General features: G+C 44.7%; 1 tRNA gene and 2 rRNA genes. All 3 read right to left on the bottom strand.

The annotated features are described in order from the left end of the window. Nucleotides 1-303: ribosomal RNA gene (locus T473_RS0115800) — 23S ribosomal RNA — on the bottom strand; the annotation flags it as partial. A 183-nt stretch (nt 304-486) separates the two neighbouring features. Then, nucleotides 487-562 (bottom strand) — tRNA-Ala (locus T473_RS0115805). A 97-nt stretch (nt 563-659) separates the two neighbouring features. Beyond that, a 16S ribosomal RNA gene (locus T473_RS0115810) occupies nt 660-963 on the bottom strand; the annotation flags it as partial.

Below are 963 nucleotides of genomic sequence, written 5' to 3' on the forward strand. Positions count from 1 at the left end.
TGTCCACAACCCCAATGAAGCAAGCTCCATTGGTTTGGCTTATCCGCGTTCGCTCGCCGCTACTTACGGAATCGAATTTCTTTCTTTTCCTCCAGGTACTAAGATGTTTCAGTTCCCCGGGTTCCCCTCATTAAGCTATGTATTCACTTAATGATACTTAGACATTACTCTAAGTGAGTTTCCTCATTCGGAAATCTTCGGATCAAAGTTTACGTGCAACTCCCCGAAGCTTATCGCAGCTTATCGCGTCCTTCATCGGCTCCTAGTGCCAAGCATCCGCCCTACACCCTTAATAACTTGACCAGAAGTTATTAAATCTTTGATGATTAAGTCATCAACTGATAATTTAAAGTATTATCAAACTTATATAATAGATGTCATATCACTAAATATATATGCAGTTTTCAARGTGCTAACAGAATTCAATTGTTTGTAATCTGCTTTATTGTTCCGCTGCCGCGGTAAGRCAAATTCAAAGAAYTCTCTTGGTGGAGATGAGGAGAGTCGAACTCCTGACCCCTTGCTTGCAAGGCAAGTGCTCTCCCAACTGAGCTACACCCCCAAGTATTCTTGTCGAAGACTCAAAGAATCYTCATTTTATTTACTTTTAGAAAGCTYAAAAGAACCCTCAAAATTAAACAGTAGGCAATTCTCCCTAGAAAGGAGGTGATCCAGCCGCACCTTCCGATACGGCTACCTTGTTACGACTTCACCCCAGTTATTGATGCCACCTTCGACGACTTCCCCCCAGAGGGTTAGATAATCGGCTTCGGGTGTTTCCAACTTCCGTGGTGTGACGGGCGGTGTGTACAAGACCCGGGAACGCATTCACCGCAGCATTCTGATCTGCGATTACTAGTAACTCCAGCTTCATGTGGCGAGTTTCAGCCCACAATCCGAACTGAGAATGGCTTTAAGGGATTGGCATGACCTTGCGGTTTAGCAGCCCTCTGTACCACCCAT

Source organism: Clostridioides mangenotii TR (assembly GCF_000498755.1).
Taxonomy (GTDB): Bacteria; Bacillota; Clostridia; order Peptostreptococcales; family Peptostreptococcaceae; genus Metaclostridioides; species Metaclostridioides mangenotii_A.